This window comes from Rubrivivax gelatinosus IL144, from assembly GCF_000284255.1.
Classification (GTDB): Bacteria; Pseudomonadota; Gammaproteobacteria; order Burkholderiales; family Burkholderiaceae_C; genus Rubrivivax; species Rubrivivax gelatinosus_A.
Genome location: NC_017075.1, coordinates 2,658,090 through 2,681,840, shown reverse-complemented (window position 1 = coordinate 2,681,840; position 23,751 = coordinate 2,658,090). Strand labels below are relative to the sequence as shown.

Below are 23,751 nucleotides of genomic sequence, written 5' to 3'. Positions count from 1 at the left end.
CTCAGTCGACGGCGCGCAGCTCGTTCGGCGCCCGCAGGTCGGCGATGAACTTGCGCGCCCGCGGATGCCGCGGCTGGCTGAAGAACTCCTCGGGCCTCGAGCGCTCCAGCACCTGGCCTTCGTTCATGAACAGCACCCGGTCGGCAACCTCGCGCGCGAAGCCCATCTCGTGGGTCACGCAGACCATGGTCATGCCGTCGCGCGCCAGGCCGCGCATCACGGCCAGCACCTCGCCGACCATCTCCGGGTCGAGTGCGCTGGTCGGCTCGTCGAACAGCATCAGCGGCGGGCGCATCGCCAGCGCCCGCGCGATCGCCACGCGCTGCTGCTGGCCGCCCGAGAGCTGGGCCGGGTAGGCCTCGGCCTTGTGCGCGACGCCCACGCGCGCCAGCAGCGCCAGCGCCTCGTCGCGCGCCTCGGCCGGCGTGCGCCCGAGCAGCTTCACCGGCGCCAGCGTGCAGTTCTGCAGCGCCGTCAGGTGCGGGAACAGGTTGAACTGCTGGAAGACGAAGCCGATGCGCGAGCGCAGCGTGTTGACGTCCTGGCCGCGCCGGTGCACGTCCTGGCCGTCGATGAGGATGCGGCCGCTGGCGATCGGCTCCAGGCGGTTGAGCGTGCGGATCAGCGTCGACTTGCCCGAGCCCGAAGGGCCGCAGACGACGACGACCTCGCCGCGCGCCACCTGCTCGTCGACGTCGACGAGCGCGCGGTAGCGGCCGTACCACTTGTTGACCTTCTCGATGCGGATCATGGCGTGACGCGGCCCGGGGCACGGCCGCGCGCGAGCCGTCGCTCGAGCGCCCAGGCCAGCCGCGACAGGCCGAAGCAGAGGACGAAGTAGGTGGCGGCGAGCAGGCCGTAGACCTCGGCCGCGCGCGTGAAGACCTGGGCGTTGACCTGTGCGGCGATGAACGAGATCTCGTTCAAGCCGATGATGTAGCCCAGCGAGGTCTCCTTGATCGTCGCGACGAACTGGTTGACCAGCGAAGGCAGCATCGCGCGCAGCGCCTGCGGTAGCACGACGAGCCGCATCGCGCCGAGGTAGCCGAAACCCAGCGAGCGCGCCGCCTCGAACTGCCCGTGCGGCACGCCCTGCAGCCCGGCGCGCACGACCTCGGCGAGGTAGACGGCGTCGAAGATCACCAGCGCGGCGAGCATCGTGCCGAACTGCTCGGTCTTGTGCCCGGTGACGGCCGGCAGGAAGAAGTAGGCCCAGAAGATCACCATCAGCAGCGGCAGCCCGCGCACCGTGTGCACCAGCGCCGTGACCGGCCAGCGCAGCCAGCGCAGCGGGCTCACGCGCGCGACGCCGAGCACCACGCCCAGCGGCAGCGCCAGCACGAGCGCCAGCGCCGCGAGCGCCAGCGTCAGCGCCAGGCCGCCGAGCGGGCCCTGGGGGTACTGGCCGATCAGGAAGTACAGCCAGTAGTCGCGGATCAGGTCCAGCATCGCGCCCTTCCCTTCAGGCCTGGCGCGCCGGCCAGCGGCGCTGCACGACCGCGGCCAGCGCCGTCAGCACCAGCGACACCGTCAGGTAGGCCGCCGACGCGAAGGCGAAGGCTTCCAGGCTGCGAAAGCTCGCGCTCTCGACGCGTGCGGCCTGGTACATCAGCTCGCCGACGCCGACGACGGTGGCGATGCTGGTGTCCTTCCAGAGGTTGAGCGTCTGCGACAGCAGCGGCGGCACGGTGATGCGCAGCGCCTGCGGCAGCACCACCAGGCGCATCGTCGCCAGGAAGCCGAAACCCAGCGAGCGCCCGGCCTCGAACTGCACCGCCGGCACGGCGCGGATGCCGCTGCGGATGTCTTCGGCCATGTAGGCGGCGGTGTACAGCGTCAGCGCGACGGCGGCGCTGGCGAACTCGACGTCGTGCGCGTACAGCCACTCCTTGGGCCCGTCGGGCAGCAGCTCCGGGGCGCCGAAGTACCAGAACAGCAGGTGCGCCAGCAGCGGCACGCCGCGGATGCCTTCGACGTAGAACCAGCCCGCCGCGCGCAGCGGCGCCACCGGCGCCAGGCGCAGCAGCGCCACCAGCACCGCCAGCGGCAGCGCGAGCACGAAGACCAGCCCGGTCAGCTTCAGCGACACGGCCAGGCCGTGCAGCAGCCAGTCGTGGTACTGCCCGTGCAGCAGCAGATCAGCGTCGAACACCTGGGGAACGCAAAAGAGCCCTGCCGTCGCGAGCGGCGGCAGGGCTGGAAGGGGGGACCTCGCGGCCCCGGAGCCCCGTGAATGAACGGTGCAGGGCGACGCTCAGATGCGGTCGCTGTCGATCTTGAAGCTGCGCTTGTCGAACTGCAGGCGCGTGTCCGGGCCGTACCACTTGATGAACAGCTTGTCGGCTTCGCCCGAGGACTCGAGCTCGCGCAGCACGCCGTCGACCGCGGCCTTGACGCGCGTCTCGCCCTTCTTCAGCCCCAGCGCCAGCGGCTCGACGCTGATGTTGGTCGGCAGGATGGCGTAGTCCTTCTTCGCCGGGCCGAGCTTGGCGAAGTCGTTGATCAGCGAGGACTCGTCGTTGACGTAGCCCACGCCCTTGCCCTGCTGCAGCGCGAGGAAGGCCTGCTGCGTGGTCTCGAAGGTGACGACCTCGACCGAGGGCACGGCCTTGCGGATGTTGGGCTCCTGCGTGCCGCCCTTGACCGTCAGCACCTTCTTGCCGGCCAGCTGCGGCACGTCGGCGATGCCGCTGGCCTTCTTCACCAGCACCTTCTGGCCGGTGACGAAGGTCGTCAGCGAGAAGTCGACGAGCTGCTCGCGCTCCTTGTTGTGCGTCAGCGAGGCCGCCAGGATGTCCACCCTGCCCTGCTGCAGCTCGGGGATGCGGGCGGCCACGGCCAGCTGCTTGAAGATCGGCTTGACGCCGATCTTGGCCGCGATGGCCTTGGCGATGTCGACCTCGTAGCCGACGATCTCGCGCGATTTCGGGTCGACGAAGCTGTTGGGCTCGTCGGTGCCCAGGACGCCGACAACCAGCTCGCCCTTCTTCTTGATGTCGTCGAGCTGGTCGGCATGCACGACGGGTGCCGCGAACGCGGCGGTGGCGGCCACGAGGGCCAGCAGGCGATGAGGAAGCGACAGGGCCATGGACGGATGCCGGTTCGGAGTGGAGATGAGCCATCGTCGCGGCGGCCGGGGGCGAACCCAACGAAGCAATGCGCATGAGCTTGCGCCGCCGCTGAACGCCGCGGAACACCGCCTCAGGCCGCCACCGCCTCCTTCGCCCGCTCCTCGGCGAAGACCGGCAGGCGCTCCTCCTCGATGCGGTAGAGGTCGTGCACCAGCGTCTGCGGCACCGCGGTGGCGTCGTAGACCTGCTCGAACGTGAAGCCGACCTGGCGATAGATCTGGTAGGTCTTGCGCGCCACGTCCAGGTGCCAGGCGGGCTCGGGCGAGCGGTGGCCTTCCAGCGCCGAGCCGGGGTTCGGGATCCAGCCCGGCGACATCGCCACCACGCCTTTGCGCGACAGGATCTCGATGCCTTCGAGCGTCGTCGCCTTGCTCTCCAGGCCGCCGACCATGTTCGAGCGCACGCGGCCGCGGCCGAAGACGCCGACGGCGTGCTCCAGCGCCCGCACCCAGTGGTCGCGCCCGCCGCACTCCTGCTCCTTGCCGGGGCAGTAGGCGCGGAAGAAGTGCTCGTCCCAGACCTCGATGTTGATCGCCAGCGTGCGGTAGCCGGCTTCGCGGTACTTGGCGATGACGTCCAGGTCGCGCGGCGCGCCGATGCAGGCCGTGCCGTTGAAGTCGTCCAGCCCGGTGGCGGCGCGGATCTCGTCGGCGACGTCGAGGTAGTACTCGACCTCGCGCCGCTCGGGCACGAAGCCGCCGCTGATGGTCAGGTGGCGCGCGCCCTCGGCATAGGCGGCGGCGACGGTCTCGCCGATCTGGCGCGGGTACTTCCACTTCACGCCCTGGACATCACCGTACTTGCGCGCCGTGGCGTTGATGTTGCAGAACAGGCAGTCGCGGCTGGTGGCCTGCAGCGAGCACTCGTTGCTGTAGGCGACGAAGATCACGTCGTCGGAGTTGTGCACGGCCACCGTGCGCATCGGCGTGCCGTCGGAGGTCTGGCGCGCGTAGTAGCCGGGGCGCTCGGGGAAACGCACCGGCACCGCGCGGCCGTCGCTGTCGACGACGAAGAAGCCGCGGCCGTCGTGCTCCAGGCGCCAGTCCGAGCGCCGGTCGACGTGGAACAGCGCGATCAGCCCGTGCGGCAGGATGAAGTACGGCGGCACGTCGATCTCGGCGGCCAGGTCGCGGTTGTACGAGAACAGGCAGTTGACGGTCTCCTGCGCCGCGCTGCCCAGCGCGATGCGGCGCAGCACCTCGGGGTGCACGGACACGCCGTCCTGGGTCAGCTCGGCTTTCAGCGCCCATTCGTCGTACAGGCGTTCCTTCAAGGTCGGCATCGATGGCTCCTCGGGTTCGAAAATCAGGGGATCAGCGCCGGGACGCCGGCGCGGCGAGTAGGTCCTCGACCAGCGCCAGCGCGCCGCGCACGCCGGCATGGCTGCGCACCAGCGGGCGGCGCGCGAGCGGCGTCGCGACCTCGACCAGCGGCACGCCGGCGGCCGCGGCCACCGGGGCCTCCAGCGCGCTGGCCAGCAGGACGTCGAAGCCGGCCGCGGCCAGCAGTGCGGCCACCTCGTCGCTGCCGGCGCCGTAGTGCAGCGGCACGCCGGCGGCGGCTTCGAGCGCCGGCCGGCGCTCGGGCGGCGGCTGGTCGGTGACGACGACGGCCGCGGGCTCCAGGCCCAGCGTGCCGGCGAGAAAACGCACCAGACCGACGGCGGTGGCCGAGGGCGCGGCGACGGCGAAACGTTCGGGCAGCGCCGCCAGCCAGCCGCGTTCGGCCGCGGCCTGCAGCGCGCGGCGCTGGCGGGCGTGCAGCCGCGCTGCGGCCGCCTGCACCCGGGCGTCGTCGAGCGCCAGGGCCTCGCCCAGGCGCTCCAGCAGCAGCGCTGCGTCGGCACTGCCGACCGGGCGCCAGCCCAGGTCCACGCGCAGCACGCGGTGTTCGCGTTCTAGCCAGTCGGCGGCCGTCTCGCCCCAGGGCGACAGCACCAGGCTGGCCCGCGAGCGCGCCGCGGCCTGCCAGGCCGCCGTGCCCTCGCCCGCCAGGCGCCGCGCCGCCAGGCCGGCTTCGGCCAGCACGGCGGCAACCTCGTCGAGGTCGGCCTCCCAGTCCGGGTCCAGCCCGGGCACCAGGCCCAGCAGGTTGACGTCCGCCGGCACCGCCTCGGGCGACGGCGCGGCGAGCGTCGAGTGTTCGAGCAAGGCACGCGCCGCTGCCGCGTGGCCGCTCCAGCCGTGGCCGCCGAAGCCCGGCACCGCGACCGAGAAAGCCGGGAAACGCTGCTCGCGTGCTTCCTTCAGCATCGCCGGCACGTCGTCGCCGATGACCTCGGGCACGCAGCCGGCGAGCACGCCGAACAGCGTGCCGGCCTGCACCTGGACGGCGTTCTTCAGCTGCTCGCGCAGCCGCGAGGTGCCGCCGAAGACGACCTGCTTCTCCAGCAGCGCCGTCGACGGCAGCGGCCGGCCGCGGCCCAGCGCAGCGCCGCAGCCGGCGTTGGCGTGCAGCACCGGCACGACCCCGTCCACCGCCTGCAGCAGCGCCACCGCGCCTTGCAGCGCGCAGCCGTTGCGTTCGTGCAGCGCGGCCATCAGCGCGCCTCCTGCTTGACGTACCAGTTCGGGCTGCGGCCCAGCCAGCCCGGCGTGTAGTCCTCGCGGGCCGGGCCGGCGCCGAGGAAGGCGGCCAGCGCCGGCCGCGCCAGGCGGCGTTCGATGGCCCGGGCGACGGCCGCGAAGCCGTCGTAGCCGGTGATCGGCGTCGTCTGCAGGTCCAGCACCGGGATGCCCAGCGCCAGCGCGTGCGCCGCCGGCTGGCCGCGCGTGACCAGCAGATCGGGCGCCAGGCGGCGCAGCAGGTGCGTTTCCTCGAAGCCCTGGCCCTCGCCGACGATCACCGGCCGCTCGCCGCCGGCCTGGGCCAGCGCGGCCACGGCCGCCCGGTCGCCGGCGGCCACCGAGGGCAGCACGAAACCGGCACCGCGCAGCCCGAGTTCGTTCAGCAGCCCGTCGAAAGCCGCGGCCTGCGCCGCCGGCAGCGCGACGGCCACCCTGGCGCCGGCGAATCGCGCCAGCGGCGCCGCAGCCTCGGCCAGGCGCTGTTCGTGGCGCGTGGCCAGCAGCCGGGCCTGGGCGCCGTGCCCGGTGGCGTCGCCGACGGCGGCCAGCCAGCGCGAGCTGGCGGCGCGGCCGATCGGCGGCGGCGGCGCGATGGCCGGCACGCCGTAGCCCTCCTGCAGCAGCGCCGCGGCATGGCCGTCGTCCTCGCCGTCCAGCGCGACGGCCAGGCGTGCGCTCGCCACGGCCTCCAGCGTACCGACAGCCAGCCCCTGCGGCAGCGCGCTCCAGCCCAGCCCCAGTTCGGCCAGCAGCGCCCCGGCCGCGGCCACGTCGGCAGTCGACGAGCCGGTGGTCAGCAGCAGCAGCTGGTTGCCGCGCTCGCGCGGCCGCGGCGGCAACAGTTGGCGCAGCAGGGCCTGCAGCGCGACGTCGGTGCCGGTGCCTGCGAGCCGGGAGCGAAAGCCGTCGCAGCCGACCGCGAACACCGGGATGCCGAGCTCCTCGCGCAGCTCCACGGCGGTGGTCTCGATGTCGTCGTTGTTGATCGCCACCACCGGCGTCGCGACGACGGCGATCGCCTGCGGCGCGTGCGCCGCGTGCAGCGCCCGCACGGTCTGCGCCAACCGGGCTTCGCCGCCGAGGATGGAGTCGCGCTGGTCCAGCCCGGTCGAGGCCCAGGGGCCGCGCGCGCCGCGCAGCGCGGCGGCGCAGCCGGCCGGGCCGTGCACGACGGCGCCCAGCCCGGCGACGCCGGACAGCAGCGCCAGCGCCGCCTGCAGGTCGCTCGGGTGGTCGTGCACGAAGCTGCGCAGGCGCGGCACCGGGGCCTCGGCCTCGCGCGCCAGCGCTGCCAGCGTGCCGTGGAAGGCGGCGAGCGCGGCGCTGCGTTTCTCGCGTGTCGGCGCCACGCGGGCGCGAAAGAGTTCGGCCATCGCCGCCGCTCAGGCCGCCACCGCGGCCGGCTGGGGGGCGCCGTCGCGCAGCAGCAGGTCGCCCCAGTCGCGCGCCCACTGGCGCAGCTCGGCCGGCGCCAGCGGCTTGGGGATCACCGAACTCGTGTCCTCGACGATCGTGCGCGCCAGCGCGCGGTAGACGTCGGCCTGCGGCGACGCCGGCGCGGCCTCGATGACGGTGCGGCCGCAGAGCTCGGACTGGGCGACGGTCGGCGAGCGCGGCACGTACTCGACGGCACGGGTGCCGGTGCGCGCGGCGAAGTCGTCGATCAGCGGCCGCGAGAAGCCGGGCTGGATGCTGTTGGCGATCAGCCCGCCCAGCCGGGCGCCGCCCGAGGGCGCGTACTTGTTGATCGCGCGGAACAGGTTGTTGGCGGCGTAGACGGCCATGAAGTCGGCCGAGGAAACGACGTAGACGCGGTCGGTCAGGCCTTCACGGATCGGCACCGCGAAGCCGCCGCAGACGACGTCGCCGAGCACGTCGTAGAGCACGACGTCGGGCTTGGCCTCCTCGAACAGGTGCAGCTCGTGCAGCAGCGAGATCGCGGCGTTGATGCCGCGGCCGGCGCAGCCCACGCCCGGCACCGGGCCGCCGGCTTCGACGCAGATGACGCCGCGGTAGCCGACCGCGGCGATGTCCTCCAGCCGCGGTGCGGAACCGTCACGCGTGCGGTCGAGCACCGTGTTGAGCCAGGCGCCGCCGCGCAGCGTGTTCGTCGAATCGCTCTTCGGGTCGCAGCCGATCTGCACGACCTTGTAGCCGGCTTCGGCCAGCGCCGCGGCGATGTTGGAGGTGGTGGTCGACTTGCCGATGCCGCCTTTGCCGTAGATGGCCAGGTGCTGGGGACGCGTGCTCATCAGAGGTTCTCCGCGCGGCGCCGGGGCACCGCCATGACGCCATCGTGGTCAATGTCGCCAGCACGGAGAACGAAGCAAACGGCATGAGCATCCCGTTTGCGCGAATGCCCGCCGGCGGCGCTACACGGCCCAGCGCCAGGGCCTCCCGGCGACGACGGGCGCGGCCGGTGCCTCGGCCGGCAAGGGCCCGCCCAGCACCCGCTGCAGCACCCGCTCTTCCAGCGCGCCGAAGGCGGCGTCGCCACGCGAGCGCGGGCGTGGCAGGGCGATGCGTTCGTCCAGCGCGATGGCGCCCTCTTCGATCAGGATCACGCGGTCGGCCATCGCCACGGCTTCGGAGACGTCGTGCGTGACCAGCAGCGCGGTGAAGCCGTGCTCGCGCCAGACGCGTTCGATCAGCTGCTGCATCTCGATGCGCGTCAGCGCGTCCAGCGCGCCCAGCGGCTCGTCCAGCAGCAGCAGCCGCGGCCGGTGCACCAGCGCGCGTGCCAGCGCGACGCGCTGGCGCTGGCCGCCCGAGAGCACCGCCGGCCAGTCGCCGCCGCGTTCGGCCAGGCCGACCTGGGCCAGCGCCTGGCGGGCACGTTCGCGCGCGTCAGGCCCGTCGAGGCCGAGCGCGATGTTGTCCAGCACACGTTTCCAGGGCAGCAGCCGGGCGTCCTGGAACATGATGCGCAGGTCGTCGCGCCCCGACACCAGCGGCGCGCCGCCGAGCTGCAGCGTGCCGGCCGAGGCCGGCTCCAGCCCGGCGAGCAGGCGCAACAGCGTGCTCTTGCCGCAGCCGCTGCGGCCGACGACGGCGACGAACTCGCCCGGCGCCAGGCGCAGGTCCAGGCTCTCCAGCACGCGGCGCTCGCCGTAGGCCTTCTGCAGCCCGCGCAGCTCGACCGCCAGGCCCGGCAGCGCCGGGCGCGGCGGCGGCTCGGCGGCCTCGTGCGCGCGGCGCTGCAGGCCGTCCTGCGCCAGGTGGTGCACCGCCTGCACGTCCAGTTCCGACAGCATCATCTCCCCTCCTCAGGCCGCGGCCGCCTGGTAGCCCGGGTGCCAGCGCAGCCACCAGCGTTCCAGCCCCTTGGCCAGCACGTCGGCCAGCTTGCCCAGCAGCGCATACAGCAGGATGCCGACCAGCACCACGTCGGTCTGCAGGAACTCGCGCGCGTTCATCGTCAGGTAGCCGATGCCCGACTGCGCCGAGATCGTCTCGGCGACGATCAGCAGCACCCACATCAGCCCGAGCGAGAAGCGCAGCCCGACCAGAATCGACGGCAAGGCGCCCGGCAGCACGACGTGGCGGTACAAGGCCCAGCCCGACAGCCCGTAGCTGCGCGCCATCTCGATCAGCCCGCGGTCCACCGAGCGGATGCCGTGGAAGGTGTTGAGGTAGATCGGGAAGAAGACGCCGACCGCGACGAGGAACAGCTTGGCCGTCTCGTCGATGCCGAACCACAGGATGACCAGCGGGATCAGCGCCAGCGCCGGGATGTTGCGCACCATCTGGAAGCTGGTGTCCAGCAGCGTCTCGAAGACGCGGAAGGTGCCGGTCAGCAGGCCCAGCGCCAGCCCCAGGCCGCCGCCGATCGCCAGCCCGGCGAGCGCGCGCCCGGTGCTGATCGCGACGTGGTGCAGCAGCTCGCCCGACTTCAACAGGCCGACGAGCGCCGTGACCACCGCCCAGGGCTCGGGCAGCACGCGGCTGGACAGCCAGCCGGCGCGCGAGGCGATCTCCCAGGCCAGCACGAGGGCCACCGGCAGCGCCCAGGGCAAGGCGCGCCGGCCCCAACGCTGCCACGAGGAGGGCGCGGCGCTCATCGTGCGGCCGCCTTCGGCGCGAAGCTGTTGGCGACGATCTCGCCGAACGGGCCGGTCAGCGTCTGCCCGGGCAGCTTCTGGCGCGTCGCCAGCGGCAGCAACGGGAAGACGAGCTCCGCGAAGCGGTGCGCCTCCTCGAGATGCGGGTAGCCCGACAGCACGAAGTGGTCCAGCCCGAGCGCCGCGTACTCCTGCAGCCGGTCGGCGACCTGGCGCGGGTTGCCGACGAGCGCCGTGCCGGCGCCGCCGCGCACCAGGCCGACCCCGGCCCAGAGGTTGGGCGAGATCTCCAGCCCGGCGCGCACGTCCTTCTTGTCGAAGCGGCCGCGGTGCAGCTCGGCCATGCGGCGCTGGCCCACGGAGTCCATCTGCGCGAAGCGTGCCTGGGCTGCGGCGACCGTCGCTTCGTCGAGTTCGGACACCAGCTCGGCGGCGGCGCGCCAGGCCTCGTCCTCGGTCTCGCGCACGATGACGTGCAGCCGGATGCCGTAGCGCAGCGTGCGGCCGTGGCGCGCGGCGCGGGCACGCACGTCGGCCACCTTGGCGGCCACCGCCTCGGGCGGCTCGCCCCAGGTGAGATAGGTGTCGACCTGCTCGGCGGCCAGTTCGTGGGCGGCTTCGGACGAACCGCCGAAGAACACCGGCGGATACGGCGATTGCACCGGCGGGAACAGCAGCTTGGCGCCGCGCACACGCAGGTAGCGGCCCTCGAAGTCCAGCGGCTCGCCGCCGTGGCTGCGCGCCAGGATCTCGCGCCAGATGCGGATGAACTCGGCCGACTCGGCATAACGCTCGGCATGCGACAGGAACTGGCCGTCGCCGGCCAGCTCCTCGGCGTCGCCGCCGGTGACGAGGTTGACCAGCAGGCGGCCGCCGGAGAGCCGGTCCAGCGTCGCGGCCATGCGCGCCGACTGGGCCGGCTGCACCAGCCCCGGGCGCAGCGCGACCAGGAACTTGAGCCGCCGCGTCACCTCGATGAGGCTGGAGGCGACGACCCACGAGTCCTCGCAGGAACGCCCGGTGGGGATCAGCACGCCTTCGTAGCCCAGGCTGTCGGCGGCGATGGCGATCTGGCGGAAGTAGTCGAAGTCGGCGACGCGTGCGCCCTTGCTCGTGCCGAGGTAGCGCGAGTCGCCGTGGGTCGGGATGAACCAGAGGATCTTCATCGTCGGCTCCTCAGGCGGCGCCCGCTAAGCGGGCCGCCGGCAGCGCGTCGAGGATGCGCACCGGCCGCGGCAGCAGCTTCAGCTCGAGAAAGGCGTCGGCGATCTTCTGCTGCTCGGCGGCGATGGCCGGCGTCAACGGCTGCACGCCCAGCGGGTAGCGGCGCAGGCTGCGCTCGACGACGTCGACGTCCAGGCCCTGCAGCGGCGCGATCTTCTCGGCCGCCTGGCGCACGTTGGCCGTGACCCAGCGGCCCTGCTCGCCGAGGTCGTCGAACAGCGCCTTGACGACCTGCGGCCAGCGCTCGGCGTAGCCGCGTTCGGCGAGGTAGAAGAGGTAGTTGTTGACGACGCCGCGGCCGTCGGCCAGCTGGCGCGCGCCGGTCTGCTTCTCGACGGCAGCCAGGAACGGGTCCCAGATCGCCCAGGCGTCGACGGCGCCGCGCTCGAAGGCGGCACGCGCGTCGGCCGGCGGCAGGAAGACCGGCTGCACGTCGGCATAGCTCAGGCCGTGTTTCTCCAGCAGCTTGACGAGCAGGTAGTGCACGTTGCTGCCCTTGTTCAGCGCGACCTTGCGGCCCTTCAGGTCGGCGACGGTCTTCAGCGCCGAGTCCTTGGGCACGACGACGGCCTCGGCCTGCGGCGCGGCCGGGTCGTAGCCGATGTAGACGAACCTGGCGCCGGCGGCCTGGGCGAAGATCGGCGGCGCCTCGCCGACGTAGCCGACGTCGATCGCGCCGACGTTCAGCCCCTCCAGCAGCTGCGGGCCGGCCGGGAACTCGAACCACTTCACCGCGACACCCAGCGGCGCCAGGCGCTTCTCCAGCGAGCCGACCGACTTCTGGTGCACGAACAGGCTGGCCGACTTCTGGTAGCCGATGCGCAGCTGCTCGGGGCGGCCCTCGGCGAAAGCCGGGCGCCAGGGCGCGCCCGCCGTGGCGGCGGCGAGCAGCGCGCTGCCGTGGCCGAGCCAGCGGCGGCGGGTGTAGGACGGGGGACGGTTCATGCGGCGCTCCGTTCGTGGGGTGGTCGGCCCGTCACTCCGGCGCCGATGGCGCGGCGGGCATGGTGGCCGGGGCGTGCCCCGGGATAGTCATGCGTCCTGGGCGAGGCGCGCCTCGGCCAGCGCCGAGCGTGACGACGCGGTCAGCCGCCACCAGCGCGGCGCGACGCAGGCATCGGCCTCGTGCGCTCGCGGCGTCACGGCGTGGCGGCGCACCGCGGACAGCCAGCGCTGCGCCAGCGGCAGCGGCCCGAAGCCCGACTCGGCGTTGATGTGGCCGGCGTAGCCAAGGTCGACGAAGCGCGAACCCCAGCGCAGCGCCCAGCGCTCGGCTTCGGCGAAGCCGAGCCACGGGTCGTTGCGGCTCGCGACCAGCGTGCTGCGAAACGGCAGCGCCTCGTGCGGCAGCCGCCCGGCGATGCCGAAGCGCTCGGGCGACGCGGGCGCCACCAGCAGCGCCGCGACGATCGGCAGTTCGGGCCGCAACTGCGCCACACGGGCCAGCGTCAGGCAGCCGAAGCTGTGCGCCGCCACGGCCCAGCGTGCCGGGGGCTGCCCCTCGAGGGTCTGCAGCAGCCGCTGCGCCCAGCGTTCGACCTCGCCGCGGCTCCAGTCGTCCTGGCGCACACGCAGCGCATCGCGATGCAGCGATTCCAGCCAGGTCTGCCAGTGCGCCGGCCCGCTGTCGTGCAGGCCCGGCACGACGAGCAGCCGGATCGGGGGTTCGGCGGCCGTGCAGCTCATTTCAGGGCACCGCGATGGCGACTTCGGTCGACTTGACCAGGGCGATGACCTCCTGGCCGACGGCCAGGCCCAGCTCCTTCACCGAGCGTGTCGTGATCACCGAGGTGACGACGAGGCCGGACGGCGTCTCTACGTCGATCTCCGAGACCACCGGGCCTTCGATGATCTCCCGCACCTGGCCGCGGAACTGGTTGCGCACGTTGATCGACTGGACGCTCATGGCGGAAGGCGGTTGACTGCTGCGATGCCTTCACTGTGCAAGGCGCACGGTGCTCGCGAAACGAATCAAAGCGCGATAGGTCATGCGCCGGCCGAATGTCGCCACCCGCTCAAGGCGCCGGCGGTGTCCAGACGGCGTCGGCGACCTTGATGCGCCGCGGGATCACGCCCTGGGCGAAGAAGCTGTCGGCCAGCTCCTGCTGCTGCAACACGTTGGCCGGCGTCACCGGGCCGAAGCTGACCTCGGCACGGGCGAAGACGGTCTGCCAGGTCGCGCGGTCGATGCCGGTGGCCTCGGCGGCCACCGCGGCCAGCTCGTCGCGGCGCTGTGTCGACCGCTGCGTCAGCTTGCCGATCTCGTCGAGCACGGCCTGCAGCAGCTGCGGGTAGCGCGTCGCGAAGTCGCGCGAGGCCAGGTAGTACGAGGCGCTGGCCAGGCGCTTGTCCGAGGTGTCGGCGATGGCGCGTGCGCCGTAGTGGCGTTCGGCGATCGCGACGTAGGGATCCCAGACCACCCAGGCGTCGAGCTTGCCGCCGTTGAAGGCCGCCGTCGCGTCGGCCGGCGACAGGTACAGCGGCTCGACGTCCTTCAGCGTCAGGCCGGCCAGCGCCAGCGCCTTGACGGCGACGTTGTGTGCGCTCGACCCCTTGCCGAAGGCGACACGCTTGCCCTTCAGATCGGCCAGCGTGCGGATCGTCGAGCCCGGCGGCACCAGCACCGCGTGCTGCGACGACGGCGTCGCGGCGACGTAGACGAGCGGCGAGCCGCCAGCCTGGGCGAAGATCGGCGGCGTGTCGCCGACCGAGCCCAGGTCGACCGCGCCGGCGCCCATCGCCTCGAGCATCGGCGGCCCGAACGAGAACTCGACCCACTTGACGCTGCCGACGCCCAGGGCCTTCAGGCGCTGCTCGATCAGCTGCTGCTTGCGCGCCAGCACGAGGATCGCGGTGCCCTTCTGGAAGCCGATGCGCACTTCGGCCGGTGCGGCGGCGGGCTGGGCGAGCACGGGCAGCGCGACGGCGGCGGCCGAGGCGGCCAGCAGCGCGCGGCGGAGGCGGGAAACGGTCATGGCGGGTTCGCGGCAGTGGAGGAAGCGCCCAGCCTAGGAAGCGGCCCCGGCGGCGTCGACTGCGAAATCCGACGACCGATATCCGGCCGCTGCCGCCGTGCCGCGGCGCTCGTGGCGGATCAGGTCGGCGGCCTTCTCGGCGATCATCACCGCCGCCGCGTGCGTGTTGCCCGAGACCAGCGTCGGCATCACCGAGGCGTCGACGACGCGCAGCCCTTGCAGCCCGCGCACACGCAGCGCGGCGTCGACGACGGCACCCTCGTCCGGCCCCATGCGGCAGGTGCCGACCGGGTGGAAGATCGTCGCGCCCTCGCGCCGCGCGAAGGCCAGCAGCGAGTCGTCGCCCTCGTGCGCCGCCAGGCCGGGCTTGTGCTCGTGGTGCACCAGCGCACGCATCGGCGGTGTCGCGACGATGGCGCGCGCCGCATGCAGCGCGGCGACGGCGGCGCGGCGGTCCTCGGGGGCGCTGAGGTAACGCGGCTGGATGCGCGGCGCCTGCAGCGCGTCGGGCGAGGCCGCCAGCACCCAGCCGCGCGAGGCCGGCCGCAGCTGGCACACCGAGACCGTGAAGCCGGAAAACGGGTGGACCTTGCCGCCGGCCATGTCGGCCGACAGCGTCGCGACGTGGAACTGGGTGTCCGGGCGCGTCGACTCGGGCAGCGCACGCACGAAGGCCCCGCCCTGGTTGATGCCGACGGCCAGCGGCCCGCTGCGGTGCAGCGCCCACTGCAGCGCGATCGCCGCGCGCCCGCGCCAGCTGCGCAGCTGGTCGTTGGTCGTGATCGGCCGCGTGCATTCGTAGATCAGGCGCAGCTGCAGATGGTCCTGCAGGTTGCGGCCGACGCCGGGCAGCGCGTGGCGCAGCGGCACGCCGATCGACTGCAGATGTTCCGGGTCGCCGACGCCGGAGACCTGCAGCAGCTGCGGCGACTGCACGGCGCCGGCGCACAGCAGCACCTCGGCCGTGGCGCGCGCTTCGTGCGTGCGCTCGCCGCGCCGCCAGCGCACGCCGACCGCACGCCGGCCCTCGAACACCAGGCCGGTGGCCTGGGCCCCGGTCAGCACATGCAGGTTGTGCCGCCGCCGCGCCGGCTGCAGGTAGGCGCGCGCCGCGCTCCAGCGCCAGCCGCGCCAGGTGGTGAGCTGGTAGTAGCCCGCACCCTCCTGCGACGGGCCGTTGAAGTCGTCGTTGCGCGGCAGGCCGATCGCGCGTGCACCGTCGATGAAGCTCTCCACCAGCGGATGCGCGGCGCCGATGTCCGAGACGCGCAGCGGCCCGGCGTCGCCGTGCAGCGCGCTGGCGCCGCGCTCGTTGCATTCGCTGCGCACGAAGTACGGCAGCACCTCGTCCCAGCTCCAGCCGGGGTTGCCGAGCGCGGCCCAGCCGTCGTAGTCCTCGCGCTGGCCGCGGATGTAGATCAGGCCGTTGATCGAGCTGCTGCCGCCCAGCGTGCGGCCGCGCGGCCAGTACAGGCGCCGGCCGTCCATCTCGCGCTGCGGCTCGGTGTGGAAGCGCCAGTTCAGGCGCTCGCTCCACATCGTCTTGCCGTAGCCGATCGGCAGGTGGATCCACGGCGAACGGTCGCGCGGCCCGGCCTCGAGCAGCAGCACGCGCACCGCCGGGTCCTCGCTCAGCCGCGCGGCCAGCGCGCAGCCGGCCGAGCCGGCGCCGACGACGATGTAGTCCCAGGTCTCGACGGACATCGGCCGCGTCAGCCTCGCGCCTGGCGCCGCCACGGCGCGAGACGGCGCTCGGCGGCGCGCAGCGCGAACTCCAGCGCGAAGGCGATCGCCGCGATGATCAGGATGCCGAGCACGACGACGTCGGTGACGAGAAACTGCGCCGCCGACTGCACCATGAAGCCCAGGCCGCTGGTGGCGGCCACCAGTTCGGCAGCGACCAGCGTCGACCAGCCGGTGCCCAGGCCGATGCGGATGCCGGTCAGGATGTCGGGCAAGGCGCTGGGCAGGATGACATGGCGCACCAGCTGCACGCGCGTGGCGCCCAGCGACTGCGCGGCGCGCAGCCGGTTCTCGGAGACCTGGCGCACGCCGACCGAGGTGGCGATGGCGATCGGCGCGAAGATCGCCAGGAAGATCAGCAGCACCTTGGACAGCTCGCCGATGCCGAACCAGATGACGATCAGCGGCAGATAGGCCAGCGGCGGCACCGGGCGATAGAGCTCGATCAGCGGGTCCAGCACGCCGCGTGCGACACGCGACAAGCCGGTGGCCACGCCGACCGGCACGCCCAGCACGATGGCCGCCAGCAGCGCGCTCATCACGCGCCCCAGGCTCGCGCCCAGGTGCTGCCACAGCGTGGCGTCCATGAAACCCTGAGTCGCCAGCAGCCAGGCCTTGCGCGCCACGGCCACCGGCGACGGCAGGAACAGCGGCGCGATCCAGCCCGCCGCCGTCACCGCCCACCACAGCGCCAGCAGCGTGCCGAGCGTGATCGCGCTGATCGTGCCGACCGACAGCGCCGCCCGGCGCGAGCGTGCCGGCGGCGCGGCCTCGGTGCGCGGCGGCAGCACGACGACGACCATCTCCGGCGCGCTCACAGATGGACCGCCTCGCGCTGGGCGAACACACGCTGCAGCACATGTTCGCGGGTGCGGATGAACTCCGGGTCGGACTTGATCGCGCGCGCCGGCTCGCCGCCGGCGTAGCGCCGGCCGAAGTCCAGCGCCAGGCGCTCGACGATGCGGCCCGGGCGCGGCGACAGCAGCACCAGCTCGGTGGCCAGGAACACGGCTTCCTCCAGATCGTGGGTGATCAGGAAGATCTGCTTGTCGGTGCGGCTCCAGACGCGCAGCAGCAGCTCCTGCATCTGCTCGCGCGTGAAGGCGTCGAGTGCGGCGAAGGGCTCGTCGAGCAGCAGCACGCGCGGGTCGGCGGCCAGCCCGCGCGCCAGGCCGACACGCTGGCGCATGCCGCCCGACAGCTGCCACAGCGCGTGGCGCTCGAAACCGTGCAGGTCCACCAGCGCCAGGATCTCGGCGACACGCCGGCGGCGCTCGTCGGCCGGCACGCCGCGCAGCTGCAGCCCGAAGGCGACGTTGTCCAGCACGTCCAGCCAGGGCAGCAAGGCGTCGTCCTGGAAGACGACGCCGCGCTCGGCACCGGGGCCGGTGACCGGCACCTCGTCGAGCAGCACCCGCCCCGCGTCGGGCGCGAGGAAGCCGGCCATCAGGTTCAGCAGCGTCGTCTTGCCGCAGCCCGAAGGCCCCAGCGCGACGACCAGCTCGCCCGGCCCGATGGCCAGCGAGACGTCCTGCAGCGCGGCGTGCGATGCGCCGGGATAGCGCACCGTCACGCGGTCGACGACGAGCCGCGACACGGCTTACTTGACGAAGGCGGCGGTGACGAAGGGCGCGTAGTCGGGCTGCACGCTGTCGACCTTGCCCTGCTCCTTCAGGAAGGCCGAGGTCGCGGCCAGCGCCTTGGCGGTCGACGACGCGAGCAGCGCCTGCTGCTCCTTGGCGGTCGGGAAGACGTTGCCTTCGAGCAGGCCCGGGATGTCCTCCTTCTTCGCGCCGGTGATGCGGGCGATCTTGTCGATGTGCTCGCTCTTGGCGATCCAGCCCTTGGGGTCGGCGCGGAAGGCGGCGTAGGCGTCCAGCGTCACGCGCGCGAAGCGGGCGACGAACTCGGGGTTCTTCTCGGCGAAGTCCTTGCGCACGATCCAGCCGTCGAAGGTCGGCGCGCCCCACTTGGCGAGGTCGGCCGAGGTCGCCAGCACCTTGCCGCTGGCCTTGGCGTTGCCCAGCGCCGGGTCCCAGACGTAGGTGGCGTCGATGTCGCCGCGCTGCCAGGCGGCGGTGATCTCGGGCGGACGCAGGTTCAGGATCTGGACCTTGGACGGGTCGATCTTCCAGTGCTTGAGCGCAGCCAGCAGGCTGTAGTGGCCGGTGGACACGAAAGGCACCGCGACCTTCTTGCCCGCCAGGTCGGCCGGCTTGGTGATGCCGCTGCCGTTGCGCACGACCAGCGCCTCCGACGCGCCCAGCTGGGCGGCGACGAGGAAGGTCTGCGCCGGCACGCCGCGGCTGGCGGCGGCGGCGATCGGGCTGGAGCCGACGTAGCCGATCTGCACGTCACCCGACGCGACCGCGGTGATGACTTCGGCGCCGGCGTCGAACTTGCGCCAGTCGATCCTGGCCCCGGTGGCCTTCTCGTAGGCGCCGTCGGCCTGCGCCACCTTCGACGGGTCGACGCCGGTCTGGTAGGCGATCGTCACGGTGTCGGCGGCCCAGGCGGCGGGCGTGCACGCGAGCGCGGCCAGAGCGGCGGTGGCCAGGGCGCGGCGGGTGAGTTTCATCGGGTGTCCTCAGGGTGGTGGTGATGGGAAACAGCGGCCGCCGGCCTCAGACGCGCTCGGCGGCGAGCACGCGGCGCAGGATCGAGACGATCTCGTCGACGTGGGCCGGCGTGGCGACCAGGGGCGGCGCCAGGATCGCGGTGTCGCCGGTGGTCTTGAGGTGCAGCCCGGCGTCGAACAGCGTTTGCTGCAAGCGGTAGCCGCGTGCGCCGGGCGCGCCGTCGGGCGCGAACTCGACGCCGGCCAGCAGGCCGTAGCCGCGCAGGTCGGCGACCACCGGCAGCTCGCGCAGCGTCGCCAGGCGCTCCAGGAAGTACGGCGCCAGCGCCCGGCCGCGCTCGAACAGCTTCTCGCGCTCGTACAGCGCCAGCGTCGCGATCGCCGCCGCGGCGGCCACCGGATGGCCGCCGGTCGTGTAGCCGTGGAAGAACTCGATCTGCTGCTCGGGCGCGGCGTCGAAGATCGTCTGCTGGATGCGCCGGTCGACCGCCACGGCACCGGCGGGGATGACGCCGTTGGTGATCGCCTTGGCCATCGTCAGCAGGTCGGGCACGACGCCGAAGCTCTGCGAGGCGAAGGCCTGGCCGGTGCGGCCGAAGCCGGTGATGACCTCGTCGAAGACGAGGAGGATGCCGTGCGCACGCGTGATCTCGCGCAGCCGCTGCAGATAGCCGCGCGGCGGCACGATGACGCCGGTGGAGCCGGCGATCGGCTCGACGAAGACGGCGGCGATGTTCTCGGCGCCGTGGCTGGCGATGATGCGCAGCAGGTCGTCGGCCAGTTCGGCGCCTTCGGCCGGCTCGCCGAGCACGAAGCGCTGGCCCGGCAGCAGCGTGTGGCGCAGCAGCGGCACGCCCGGCAGCGCGCCGGCGAAGGCGCGCCGGTTGTTGACGATGCCCGCCAGCGACAGGCCGCCGAGGTTGACGCCGTGATAGGCGCGTTCGCGCGAGACGAAGATCGTGCGCCGGGCCTCGCCGCGGGCGCGGTGGTAGGCCAGCGCGATCTTCATCGCGCTGTCCACCGCCTCGGAGCCCGAGTTGACGAAGAACACGCGGTCCAGGCCCTCGGGCAGGATGGACGCGAGGCGGCGTGCGGCCTCGAAACCCGGCGGGTGCGCGCGGTAGAAGGTCGGCGCGAAGTCGAGCTGCTCGAGCTGGGTCGCGACGGCGCGCACGATCTCCTCGCGGCCGTGGCCGGCGGCCACCGAGAACAGGCCCGAGGAGCCGTCGAGGATCGGCCGCCCCGCCGTGTCGCGGTAGTGCACGCCGCTGGCGGCGGCGAGGATCTTCGGCTGGCGCGCGAAGTCGCGGTTGGGCGTGAACGGCAACCAGAGATGGGGGCTCAGGACGGCAGCGGACGTCGGATCGGACGGCAAGGCGGTTCTCGCAAGCGGGGCGGTCGGGCGGGGTGCCCGTCGGCATTGGACGGCCCGCTCTGCCCCACCGGCAACGACGCGAAACGACGCTCTTCAGTCGCTTTGCGCCGTAGGCGCGGCGCGCATTCGCTTGCTCGCATAACGCAGAACCGGAGCCGCCCGCGCGCCGGGAAGATCAGCGGCCCGCCGCGGCCCGCGCCGCAGCTCCAACCGCATCGTCCCCATGCCAACCCCTGTGCGAATCTCCGCTTCCGAGGCCTTCGTCGAGACCCTGGCCGCCCACGGCGTGACCGAGGTCTTCGGCATCGTCGGCTCGGCCTACATGGACGCCCACGACCTGTTTCCGCTGGCCGGCATCCGCTTCATCTCGACCGCGCACGAGCAGAACGCCGCGCACATGGCCGACGGCTACGCCCGGGTCACCGGCCGCACCGGCGTGTGCATCGCGCAGAACGGGCCCGGGGTCACCAACTTCGTCACCGCGGTCGCGGCGGCGTACTGGGGCCACACGCCGCTGGTCGTCATCACGCCCGAGGCGGCGTCGAAGACCTCCGGGCTGGGCGGCTTCCAGGAGACCGAGCAGCTGCCGATCTTCTCGAAGATCACCAAGTACCAGGCGCACGTCAACGCGCCTTCGCGCATCGCCGAGCTGACGCACCGCGCGTTTCAGCTCGCCCAGCTCGAACGCGGCCCGACCCAGCTCAACATCCCGCGCGACCACTTCTACGGCGAGTTCGAGACCGTGCTGCCGACGCCGCTGCCCATCCGCCGCGGCGCCGGCGACCTCGCCGCGCTGACGCGCGCCGCCGAGCTGCTGGCGGCTGCCAAGTTCCCGGTCATCGTCGCCGGTGCCGGCGTCAACGCCGCCGGCGGCCGTGCCGAGCTGATCGCGCTGGCCGAGCAACTCGGCGCGCCGGTCGTCAACTCCTACCTGCACAACGACAGCTTCCCCGACGAGCACCCGCTGGCCGCCGGGCCGCTGGGCTACCAGGGCTCGCGCGCGGCGATGAACCTGATCCACCGCGCCGACGTCGTGCTCGCGCTGGGCACCCGGCTGGGGCCGTTCGGCACGCTGCCGCAGTACGGCTTCGACTACTGGCCGCGCGGCGCCAAGGTGATCCAGGTCGACGTCGACGGCCGCGTGCTCGGCCTGGTCAAGCCGGTCGACGTCGCCGTGCAGGGCGACGCCCGGCTGGCGGCCGCGGTGCTGCTGGAGAAGCTGCAGGCGACGCAGGGCCCGCGCACGGCGGACGCGGGCCGCATCGCGCTCGTCGCGGCGGAGCGCCGCGCCTGGGCGGCCGAGCTCGCCGAGCGCGCCGGGCAGAACGAGGCCGAGCGCGTCGACCCGCGGCGGGCGCTGGCGGCGCTGGCCGCGGCGCTGCCGCCGGACGCCATCGTCAGCACCGACATCGGCAACGTCTGCTCGGTCGCCAACAGCTACCTGGCCTTCGCGCAGCCCGACTCCTTCCTCGCCGCCGGGCCCTTCGGCAACTGCGGCTACGCCTACCCGACAGCGCTGGGCGCCAAGGTCGGCGCGCCGCAGCGTCCGGTCGTGGCCTACGTCGGCGACGGCGCCTGGGGCATGAGCCTGGCCGAGGTGCTGACCGCCGTGCGCGAGAACATCGCCGTCGTCGCCGTGGTCTTCAACAACGGCCAGTGGGGCGCCGAGAAGCGCAACCAGATCGACTACTTCGACAGTCGCTTCCTCGGCAGCGAGCTGCGCAACCCCGACTGGGCCGAACTCGCGCGCGCAATGGGCGCCGACGGCGTGACGGTCACGCGCGAGGCCGACATCGGCCCGGCGCTGCGTGCCGCGCTGGCCTCGGGCCGGCCGACGGTCATCAACCTCGTGCTGACGCAGGCGCTGGCCGAGCCCTTCCGCCGCGACGCCTTCCAGCCCCCGCGCCGGCTGCTGGAGAAGTACCGCGCCCACAGCGCCAAGGCCTGAACCCACCGGACCACCCGATGACCCGTCACCTGTTCTCTCCCCTGCTGCCGCTGCTGGCCGCCGCTTTCCCGCTGGCCGCCCACGCCACCAACGGCTATTTCTCGCACGGCTACGGCGCGCGCTCCGAAGGCGTCGCCGGCGTCGGCATCGCGCTGCCCCAGGACGGGCTGGCCGGCGCCGCCAACCCCGCAGGCACCGCGCTGCTGGACGACCGGCTGGATGTCGGCCTCGACCTCTTCCGCCCGCGCCGCGGTGCGACGATCGAAGGCAACGGCGCCGGACTGGACGGCCGCTACGACGGCGACGGCCGCAGGCTGTTCGCGATCCCCTCGATCGGCTGGGTGCAGCGCCTGGACGAGCGCTGGAGTGCCGGGGTCGCTGTCTACGGCAACGGCGGCATGAACACCAGCTACGACCGCAGCCCGTACTCGGCCTTCGGCGTCACGGGCCGCTCGGGCGTGAATCTCGAGCAGCTCTTCGTCTCGCCCTCGCTGGCCTGGCGCGCGACGCCGACGCAGACCCTGGGCGTCGCCGTGAACCTGGCCTACCAGCGCTTCTCGGCCGACGGGCTGGGGCCGTTCACCGCCGCGTCGTCGTCGCCGGCGAACGTCAGCGGGCGTGGCACCGACACCAGCACCGGCGCCGGGCTGCGCCTGGGCTGGCTGTGGCAACCGGCGCCGGAGTGGCGCCTGGGCGCGACCTGGTCGTCCAGGATCCACGGCCGCTTCGACAAGTACCGCGGCCTGTTCGCCGACGAGGGCCGCTTCTACATCCCGGCCAACTGGGGCCTGGGCGTCGCCTTCGACCCGGCGCCGGGCTGGACGCTGGCCGCGGACTACCAGGTCATCGAATACAGCGGCGTCGGTGCGGTGGCCAACCCGATCGAGCGCCTGGCCGCCGGCCGGCCGCTGGGCAGCGACGGCGGCCCGGGCTTCGGCTGGCGCGACGTCAAGGTGCTGAAAGCCGGCATCGTGCAGCGCTGGAGTCCGGCGCTGACGCTGCGCGCTGGCTTCAGCCGCGCGACGCAGGCCGTGCCGGCCAGCCAGACCTTCTTCAACGTGCTCGCCCCGGGTGTGGTGCAGAACCACCTGACGGCCGGCTTCAGCTGGGCCACCGGCGAGCGCACCGAATGGAGCGCCTTCTACGCCCACGCCTTCGGCAAGACGGTGCGCGGCCGCCAGTCCGTACCTGCGGGCTTCGGCGGCGGCGAGGCCGACGTCCGCCTGTCCGAGGACATACTGGGCGCCTCCTGGACCTGGCGTTTCTGACTTCGTGATCTCGAACTTCACTCCCGTGTCCGCCCTCGCCGGCGGCGCGCTGATCGGCGTCGCCGTCGTGCTGACGATGCGGCTGCTGGGCCGTGTCGCCGGCATCAGCGGCATCCTGCACCGCAGCGTCGACGGCCCCGGCACCGACGAACGCACCGCCGACTGGCTGTGGCGGCCCGGCTTCCTGCTGGGTCTTGTCGTCGCCGGCGGCCTCGTCGCCGCCTTGCGCCCGGGCACCCTGCCCGCCGCGCCGTCGGGGCTGGCGCCCGCGGGTCTCGTCGTCGCCGGGCTGCTCGTCGGCTGGGGCACCGCGCAGGCCCGCGGCTGCACCAGCGGCCACGGGGTCTGCGGGCTGGCGCGGGGCTCCAAGCGTTCGCTGGCGGCGACAGCGGTGTTCATGGCCACCGGCGCGCTCGCCGTCTGGTGGCTGCGTCACGGCCTGCCGGCATGAGCGCGGCCCGCCGTTTCGCCACCGGCCTGTTCTGCGGCGCGGTGTTCGGCGCCGGGCTGGTCGTCGCCGGCATGACCGACCCGCGCAAGGTGCTCGGCTTCCTCGACTTCGCAGGCGACTGGGACCCGAGCCTGGCGCTGGTGATGGCCGCCGCGCTGGCCGTCGCGGCCCCGGGCCTGGCCTGGGCGCGCCGCGGCGCCGCCCCCCCGCCGGCCGAAGCTTCGCCGCGCCTGGGCATCGACAAGACGCTGCTCGTCGGCAGCGCGCTCTTCGGCATCGGCTGGGGGCTGAGCGGCTACTGCCCGGGGCCCGCGATCGCCAGCCTGGCCAGCGGCAACCACGACGTGCTCTGGTTCCTGCCGGCGCTGGCGCTGGGCGGCGGGCTGCAGCGGCGCTGGGCGGCCCGCCCGTCGCGCTGAGCCCTTCGGGC

Annotated in this window: 24 protein-coding genes; 4 read left to right on the top strand and 20 right to left on the bottom strand. The window is 73.3% G+C overall.

Annotation, left to right across the window (positions count from 1 at the left end):
• Nucleotide 1: 1 nt before the first annotated feature.
• The 20 genes from RGE_RS12420 to RGE_RS12325 form a co-directional block, all read right to left on the bottom strand.
• A complete protein-coding gene (locus RGE_RS12420; RefSeq protein ID WP_014428753.1) occupies nt 2-751 on the bottom strand; it encodes an amino acid ABC transporter ATP-binding protein in 750 nt (249 codons plus the stop codon).
• Complete coding sequence (locus RGE_RS12415; RefSeq protein WP_014428752.1) at nt 748-1,449, bottom strand: amino acid ABC transporter permease; 702 nt, start codon at nt 1,447-1,449, stop codon at nt 748-750. The genes RGE_RS12420 and RGE_RS12415 overlap by 4 nt, the downstream gene beginning before the upstream one ends.
• Before the next feature lie 13 nt (nt 1,450-1,462).
• A complete protein-coding gene (locus RGE_RS12410) occupies nt 1,463-2,152 on the bottom strand; it encodes an amino acid ABC transporter permease (RefSeq protein ID WP_014428751.1) in 690 nt (229 codons plus the stop codon).
• 102 nt (nt 2,153-2,254) lie between these two features.
• The gene (locus tag RGE_RS12405; protein ID WP_014428750.1) at nt 2,255-3,088 is read right to left on the bottom strand and encodes an ABC transporter substrate-binding protein; all 834 of its coding nucleotides are present in this window, start codon (nt 3,086-3,088) and stop codon (nt 2,255-2,257) included.
• A 113-nt stretch (nt 3,089-3,201) separates the two neighbouring features.
• The gene (locus RGE_RS12400; protein WP_014428749.1) at nt 3,202-4,413 is read right to left on the bottom strand and encodes a radical SAM protein; all 1,212 of its coding nucleotides are present in this window, start codon (nt 4,411-4,413) and stop codon (nt 3,202-3,204) included.
• Nucleotides 4,414-4,444: 31 nt separating this feature from the next.
• The gene (locus RGE_RS12395) at nt 4,445-5,671 is read right to left on the bottom strand and encodes a nitrogenase component 1 (RefSeq protein ID WP_014428748.1); all 1,227 of its coding nucleotides are present in this window, start codon (nt 5,669-5,671) and stop codon (nt 4,445-4,447) included.
• A complete protein-coding gene (locus RGE_RS12390; protein WP_014428747.1) occupies nt 5,671-7,071 on the bottom strand; it encodes a nitrogenase component 1 in 1,401 nt (466 codons plus the stop codon). Before RGE_RS12390 ends, RGE_RS12395 begins: the two co-directional genes overlap by 1 nt.
• Nucleotides 7,072-7,080: 9 nt before the next feature.
• A complete protein-coding gene (locus RGE_RS12385; RefSeq protein WP_014428746.1) occupies nt 7,081-7,950 on the bottom strand; it encodes a nucleotide-binding protein in 870 nt (289 codons plus the stop codon).
• 120 nt (nt 7,951-8,070) lie between these two features.
• Nucleotides 8,071-8,955 carry an ATP-binding cassette domain-containing protein gene (locus RGE_RS12380; protein ID WP_014428745.1) on the bottom strand — a complete coding sequence of 295 codons (885 nt, stop codon included), beginning with the start codon at nt 8,953-8,955 and terminating at the stop codon, nt 8,071-8,073.
• Between the two features lie 9 nt (nt 8,956-8,964).
• Nucleotides 8,965-9,759 carry an aliphatic sulfonate ABC transporter permease SsuC gene (gene ssuC, locus RGE_RS12375; RefSeq protein ID WP_014428744.1) on the bottom strand — a complete coding sequence of 265 codons (795 nt, stop codon included), beginning with the start codon at nt 9,757-9,759 and terminating at the stop codon, nt 8,965-8,967.
• Entirely contained in the window at nt 9,756-10,925 is a 1,170-nt protein-coding gene (ssuD, locus tag RGE_RS12370) for an FMNH2-dependent alkanesulfonate monooxygenase (protein ID WP_014428743.1), read from the bottom strand. The genes ssuC and ssuD overlap by 4 nt, the downstream gene beginning before the upstream one ends.
• 10 nt (nt 10,926-10,935) lie before the next feature.
• Nucleotides 10,936-11,928: a sulfonate ABC transporter substrate-binding protein gene (locus RGE_RS12365; protein ID WP_014428742.1), complete on the bottom strand. Its 993-nt coding sequence runs from the start codon at nt 11,926-11,928 to the stop codon at nt 10,936-10,938.
• A gap of 87 nt (nt 11,929-12,015) precedes the next feature.
• Nucleotides 12,016-12,669: an RBBP9/YdeN family alpha/beta hydrolase gene (locus tag RGE_RS12360; protein ID WP_014428741.1), complete on the bottom strand. Its 654-nt coding sequence runs from the start codon at nt 12,667-12,669 to the stop codon at nt 12,016-12,018.
• A 1-nt stretch (nt 12,670) separates the two neighbouring features.
• The gene (locus tag RGE_RS12355) at nt 12,671-12,889 is read right to left on the bottom strand and encodes a TOBE domain-containing protein (RefSeq protein WP_014428740.1); all 219 of its coding nucleotides are present in this window, start codon (nt 12,887-12,889) and stop codon (nt 12,671-12,673) included.
• A 109-nt stretch (nt 12,890-12,998) separates the two neighbouring features.
• Nucleotides 12,999-13,958, bottom strand: a complete 960-nt coding sequence (locus tag RGE_RS12350; RefSeq protein WP_014428739.1) for an aliphatic sulfonate ABC transporter substrate-binding protein — start codon at nt 13,956-13,958, stop codon at nt 12,999-13,001.
• Between the two features lie 33 nt (nt 13,959-13,991).
• Nucleotides 13,992-15,662: a GMC family oxidoreductase gene (locus RGE_RS12345; RefSeq protein ID WP_014428738.1), complete on the bottom strand. Its 1,671-nt coding sequence runs from the start codon at nt 15,660-15,662 to the stop codon at nt 13,992-13,994.
• An 8-nt stretch (nt 15,663-15,670) separates the two neighbouring features.
• Nucleotides 15,671-16,504 carry a taurine ABC transporter permease TauC gene (gene tauC, locus RGE_RS12340; RefSeq protein WP_043785317.1) on the bottom strand — a complete coding sequence of 278 codons (834 nt, stop codon included), beginning with the start codon at nt 16,502-16,504 and terminating at the stop codon, nt 15,671-15,673.
• Nucleotides 16,505-16,515: 11 nt separating this feature from the next.
• Nucleotides 16,516-17,298 (bottom strand): taurine ABC transporter ATP-binding subunit, encoded by a 783-nt coding sequence (tauB, locus tag RGE_RS12335; protein ID WP_014428736.1) that lies wholly within the window; start codon nt 17,296-17,298, stop codon nt 16,516-16,518.
• Nucleotides 17,299-17,301: 3 nt separating this feature from the next.
• Nucleotides 17,302-18,279 carry a taurine ABC transporter substrate-binding protein gene (gene tauA, locus RGE_RS12330; protein WP_014428735.1) on the bottom strand — a complete coding sequence of 326 codons (978 nt, stop codon included), beginning with the start codon at nt 18,277-18,279 and terminating at the stop codon, nt 17,302-17,304.
• A 46-nt stretch (nt 18,280-18,325) separates the two neighbouring features.
• A complete protein-coding gene (locus RGE_RS12325; protein WP_014428734.1) occupies nt 18,326-19,654 on the bottom strand; it encodes an aminotransferase class III-fold pyridoxal phosphate-dependent enzyme in 1,329 nt (442 codons plus the stop codon).
• Between the two features lie 223 nt (nt 19,655-19,877).
• On the opposite strand from RGE_RS12325, the gene xsc reads away from it, so the two are divergent.
• From xsc to RGE_RS12305, 4 genes are read left to right on the top strand one after another with little or no spacing between them, the layout of a single operon-like run.
• Complete coding sequence (gene xsc, locus RGE_RS12320; protein ID WP_043784042.1) at nt 19,878-21,602, top strand: sulfoacetaldehyde acetyltransferase; 1,725 nt, start codon at nt 19,878-19,880, stop codon at nt 21,600-21,602.
• Nucleotides 21,603-21,619: 17 nt separating this feature from the next.
• Complete coding sequence (locus tag RGE_RS12315; RefSeq protein WP_014428732.1) at nt 21,620-22,870, top strand: OmpP1/FadL family transporter; 1,251 nt, start codon at nt 21,620-21,622, stop codon at nt 22,868-22,870.
• 25 nt (nt 22,871-22,895) lie between these two features.
• A complete protein-coding gene (locus tag RGE_RS12310; protein WP_232504925.1) occupies nt 22,896-23,321 on the top strand; it encodes a YeeE/YedE family protein in 426 nt (141 codons plus the stop codon).
• A complete protein-coding gene (locus RGE_RS12305; protein WP_014428730.1) occupies nt 23,318-23,740 on the top strand; it encodes a DUF6691 family protein in 423 nt (140 codons plus the stop codon). The genes RGE_RS12310 and RGE_RS12305 overlap by 4 nt, the downstream gene beginning before the upstream one ends.
• Nucleotides 23,741-23,751 lie beyond the last annotated feature (11 nt).